General features: G+C 72.0%; 2 protein-coding genes. Both read right to left on the bottom strand.

Annotated features, from left to right (window positions below):
• Window positions 1–1,624, bottom strand: a 1,624-nt coding sequence (locus ABZS69_RS66720; protein WP_355395501.1) for a beta-ketoacyl synthase N-terminal-like domain-containing protein, incomplete at its 3' end; no start/stop codon positions are given.
• A gap of 63 nt (window positions 1,625–1,687) precedes the next feature.
• A partial coding sequence (locus ABZS69_RS66715) for an SDR family NAD(P)-dependent oxidoreductase (protein ID WP_355395498.1) occupies window positions 1,688–5,600 on the bottom strand: 3,913 nt, incomplete at its 5' end.

Below are 5,600 nucleotides of genomic sequence, written 5' to 3'. Positions count from 1 at the left end.
AACGCACCAACGACAACCCCACACCCGCAACCGACAACCCAGGCGAACCCGCCACACGATCGGCCAACCGGTCGGCCTGGGCCTTCAACGCCTCCTCGCCACGCCCCGACAACACCCACGGCACCACCGGCACGCCTGCCGCCAGCGCGCTTTCCCGCTCCTCGGCCGGTACGTCCTGGTGTGCGGCATCCCCGTTCAGGCCGTCCTCACCGGCGGCAACGAGCAGCGGCTGCAGGTCGAGGGCCTGTTCCACGATCACGTGCGCGTTCGTCCCGCTCACCCCGAACGACGACACCCCCGCCCGCCGCGGACGATCCGCCGGCTGCGACCACTCCCGCGCCTCCTCCAGCAGCCGCACCCGGCCCCGCTCCCAGTCCACATGGGTCGTGGGCGCCGACACGTACAGACTCTGCGGAAGCACACCCTCACGAGCGGCCATCACCATCTTGATCACACCGGCCACCCCAGCCGCGGCCTGCGTGTGCCCGATGTTCGACTTCAGCGACCCCAGCCACAACGGCTCGGCCGCGTCCCGATCCCGCCCGTACGTGGCCAGCAGCGCCTGAGCCTCAATAGGGTCACCCAGCGCCGTACCCGTCCCGTGCGCCTCGACCACGTCCACTTCCGAAATCGACACCCCGGCATTGGCCAGCGCCTGACGGATCACCCGCTCCTGCGAAGGACCGTTCGGCGCCGTCAACCCGTTGCTCGCACCGTCCTGGTTGACCGCCGACCCCCGGATCACCCCCAGCACCCGATGACCGGCGGCCACCGCGTCCGACAACCGCTCCAGCACCAGCACCCCGGCGCCCTCGGACAGGACGGTGCCGTCGGCCTCGTCGGAGAACGCCTTGCAGCGGTCATCTCGCGCCAGGCCCCGCTGGTGGCTGAAGTCCACGAGGAGCTCCGGGGTGGCCATGACCGTCACGCCGCCCGCGAGTGCGAGCGTGCTCTCCCCCGTACGCAGCGACTGGCAGGCCATGTGGATGGCGACGAGCGAGGAGGAGCAGGCGGTGTCGACCGTCACGGCCGGGCCCTCCAGCCCGAGCGTGTAGGCGACCCGGCCGGAGATGACGGAGCTGGAATTGCCCGTGCCCAGGTAGCCTTCGCTGCCCTCGGGCAGGGGGCCTCGTCCCACTTCGTAGTCGTTGGCGAAGGCGCCGATGAAGACGCCCGCGGCGGTGCCGCGCAACGAGGCCGGATGGATCCCGGCGCGCTCCAGGACCTCCCACGCGACCTCCAGCATCAGCCGCTGCTGCGGGTCCATCGCCACGGCCTCGCGCGGGCTGATCCCGAAGAACGCCGGGTCGAACTCGTCCGCCCCTTCGAGGAAGCCGCCCGCACGGGCGTAGGTCGTGCCGCTGCTGTCCGGGTCGGGGTCGTAGAGCGCCTCCAGGTCCCAGCCCCGGTCCTTCGGGAAGGGCACGATCCCCTGCTCGCGGTCCAGCACCAGTTTCCACAGGTCTTCGGGCGAGTTCACCCCACCGGGGTAGCGGCACGCCATGCCCACGATCGCGATCGGCTCGCGCTCCTTGGCCTCGACGTCACGCAGACGTCGGTTGGCCTGCTGGAGGTCTTCGGTCACCCGCCGCAGGTACGCGAGGAGCTTCTCTTCGTCAGCCATGACGTCCCACCTTCCTAAGGGGTTTCGAGTTGGCGTTACCTGTCGGACAACCGGGTCGGGATCTCACAGGCCCTTGTCGATCAGCGAGAACAACTCGTCCGCGCTCGCCGTGCGCACGTCCTTCTCCTCGTTCGCACCTGACGGGCCGCCGCGCCACTCGTCCACGAGCTTCTGGAGGCGAACCGTGATCTCGGACCGCGCCTCGACGTCGATGGCGATCTTGCCCAGCAGGCGGCCCAGCTCGTCCAGGCTGTGCAGCACCTGCGACTCGACCGGCTCCTTCTGCGGCAGGATCTGGCTCCCCAAGAACTCGGCGATGGCGACCGCGGTGGGATAGTCGAAGATCAGCGTGGCCGGCAGCCGGAGCCCGGTGGCCCGGCTCAGCCGGTTGCGAAGCTCCACCGACGTCAGGGAGTCGAATCCGAGCTCGTTGAAGCTCCTGTCCGGGCCCACCTGTTCCTCGGACGCGTGCCCCAGCACGCCGGCGGCCTCCGTACGGACCAGCGACACCAGAACGTGCTCCTGCTCGGCCGGGGACAGCCCGGCCAGGCGCCGCTGCAGCGCCGACTCGCCGTCGTCCGCGGCCGGTGCGCTCTGCGCGGTGCGGCGCGCGGGGGTGCGGACCAGTCCGCGCAGGACGGCGGGGATGCCGTCCTCGCGTGCGGCGAGCGAGCGGGTGTCCATGGGCAGCGGTACGAGGAAGGCTTCCGACCTGGTGAGAGCGGCGTCCAGCAGTTGCATGCCCTCGTCGGCGCCCATCGCGGTGAACCCCGAGCGGGCCAGCCGTTCCAGATCGATCCCGCTCAGCCGGCGGGTCATGCCACCCGTCTCCGGCGCCCAAATCCCCCAGGCGAGAGATTGCGCCGGAAGACCCGTGGTCTGGCGGTGGACGGCCAGGGCGTCCAGGAAGGCGTTGGCCGCGGAGTAGTTGCCCTGTCCGGCGCTGTCGAGGGTGGCGGCCGAGGAGGAGTAGAGCACGAACGCGGCCAGATCCAGATGCTGAGTCGCCTGGTGCAGGTGCCAGGCGGCATCCGCCTTCGGGCGCAGCACGCGGTCGATCTTGTCGGGGGTGAGGGAGGTGACCACGCCGTCGTCCACCACCCCGGCGACGTGGAACACCGCGGTGAGCGGGCGCTCCGCCGGGATCCGGTCGAGGAGCGTGCTGACCTGCGCAGGATCGGACAGGTCGCAGGCCGCGAGGTCGACCGTCGCGCCTGCCGCTTCCAGATCGGTTCGGAGCTGGTCGGCGTCGGGTGCCTGCTCTCCCCTGCGCGAGGCCAGCAGCAGGTGCTTGACCTGGTGGCCGGTAGCCAGGTGGCGGGCCAAGATCGCGCCCAGCCCGCCGGTGCCGCCGGTGATCAGCACCGTGCCGTCCGGATCCATGCGGTGCGGCATGGTCAGGACGATCTTGCCGGTGTGGCGGGCCTGGGCCATGTGCCGGAACGCCTGGCGGGCCTGCTGGACCGGCCAGCACCGTACGGGGAGCGCCGCCAGCTCGTCCTGGGCGAACAGGTCGAGCAGCTCGGCCAGAATCCGCCCGATCCGCTCATGCCCGGCGTCCATCAGGTCGAAGCTGTGATATCGGGCGTTCGCGACGTCCGCCGGATCACGCAGGTCGGTCTTGCCCATCTCGATGAACCGGCCGCCGGGGGCGAGCAGGTCGAGCGAGGCGTCGGTGAACGGCCCGGCCAGCGAGTTCAGCACCACGTCCACCCCGCCCGAGACCGCCGCGAAGGCGTCGGCGAAGTCGAGATCCCGGGAGGACGCGATGTGATCGTCGGCCACCCCGAGCTTGCGCAGCAGGTGCTGCTTGGCAGGTGAAGCGGTGGCGAACACCTCCGCGCCCAGGTGACGGGCGATCTGAATGGCGGCCATGCCGACGCCACCGGCACCGGAGTGGATCAGCACCCGCTCGCCACGGCTCAGCCCGGCCAGATCGACCAGCCCGTACCAGGCGGTCGCGAACGCACCCGGAACCGAGGCCGCCCGAGCAAAGCTCCACCCCTGCGGCATCCCGGCCATCATCCGGTGATCCGCCACAGCCTGCGGACCGAACGTCCCGTCGCCCATGCCCATCACGCGATCGCCGACCCGCAGCCCGGCCACGCCGGGTCCGACCTCGGCGATGACACCGGCGAACTCGACGCCCATCGGCCCGGCCTCACCCGGGTACATGCCCAGCGAGTTGAGCACGTCGCGGAAGTTCAGCCCGGCCGCGCGGACCTCCACGCGCACCTCGCCGGTGGTCAGCTCTCGGTCGGCCTCGGGCGCCGGGATCAGGGTCAGGCCGTCGATCGACCCCTTGGTGGGGCTGTCCAGCCGCCACCCGCCCCCGTCTTCGGGCGCGTGGAGCTCGTCGGAGGCGTCGGCCCTGGCCAGCCTCGGCACCAGGGCCCGACCGGCGCGTACCGCCAGCTGCGGTTCGTCCTCCACGCTCAGGAGGGAGACCAGGGAGGTGAGCGACTCGGCCGCGCCGTCCAGGTCGACCAGCAGGATCCGCCCCGGGGCCTCTGCCTGCGCCGAGCGCACCAGACCCGACACCGCCGCCCCGGCGAGCGCGCCGCCGGCCTCGGCGCCGGTGGACACCGCACCAGTGGTCACGAGCACCAGCCGGGTCTCCGCCAGCCGCTCGTCGGCCAGCCAGTCGTTCAGTACGCGCACAGCCCGGTCCAGCTCCGACCGCAGCTCCTCCAGCGGTTCTCGGCCGTCCGCGTCGACGTCCAGGCGCAGCACCACGGCTCCGGGAGCACTGTGCCCGGACGCGACCGCCGCGCCCAGCGCCGCCAACTCCGTGTACTCCACCAGGCCGCCACCGGCGGACTCGACGGCCTCGGCCAGAGCCGGCCACCGTTCGCCGACGATCGTCACGTCTCCCGCCGCGTCGTCCGCCGGCTCACCCGACAGCGGCACCCAGTCCATCCGCAGCAGCGACGACAGGGATGCGGCCGCCGACAGCTTCTGGTCCGCGAGCTCGCGCAGGATCAGCGCGCCGATCGAGGCCACCGCCTGTCCGGCGGAGTCCCCCGCTTCGATGGTCACCGCGCCGTCCTCGGCGCGGCGCAGGCGTACGCGCAGGTGACTGGCGGCGGAGGCGTGCAGCCGCACGTCCGTCCAGGCGAAGGGCAGAGCGACCTGCTCGTCGGCGGCGTCGGAGAGCCGTTCGGCCACGCCGATGGCGTGCAGGGCCGCGTCCAGCAACGCGGGGTGGATGCCGTAGCGACCGGCCTCGTCGGTCTCCCGCTCGGCGAGCTCCACCTCGGCGAACACTTCGCCGTCGCGTTCCCAGGCCCGCTTGAGCCCCTGGAAGGCGGGCCCGTATCCGTACCCGGCGGCGGCCACGGCCTCGTAGTGGCCCGACACGTCCACGGCCTGCGCTCCCGCCGGCGGCCACTGGCTCCAGTCGAACTCCGCCGCGTCGCCGTCCGCCGCGGCCACGATGCCGGCGGCATGACGCGTCCACGGCCGCTCACCGCTGCGGGCGTACACCGCCACCTCGCGCCGTCCGCCGTCGTCGGCGGCGGCCACGGCCACCTGGATCAGGACCGACTCGTCCTTCTCGATCACCAGCGGCGTCTCGAGCGTCAGCTCCTCCACCACCGAGCAACCGACCTCGTCGCCCCCGCGCACCGCCAGCTCCACGAACCCGGTGCCGGGGAACAGCACCTTCTGGCCCACCGCGTGATCGGCCAGCCAGGGATGCGTGGCGATCGAGATCCGCCCCGTCAGGACCACACCGCCCTGGTCGGGCAGCTCCACCGCGGCGCCCAGCAGAGCGTGGTCGGCGGGGGCCTGGCCCAGTCCGTTCACGTCCGTGGCAGCCGAGGTCGGACGGAGCCAGTAGTGGTGGTGTTGGAAGGGGTAGGTGGGCAGGTCGGTGGTGGTGGTGGGGAGGTGGTTGTGCCAGGTGATGGGGGTGGCGGTGGTGTGGGTGTGGGTGGTGGCGATGGCGGTCAGGAGGGTGTGGGGTTCGGGGTGG

Origin of the sequence: Nonomuraea sp. NPDC005650, assembly GCF_040605375.1 — a bacterium.
Lineage (GTDB): Bacteria > Actinomycetota > Actinomycetes > Streptosporangiales > Streptosporangiaceae > Nonomuraea.
Note: the sequence above shows the minus strand (reverse complement) of the source record. Positions and strands in the feature narration are given on the sequence as shown.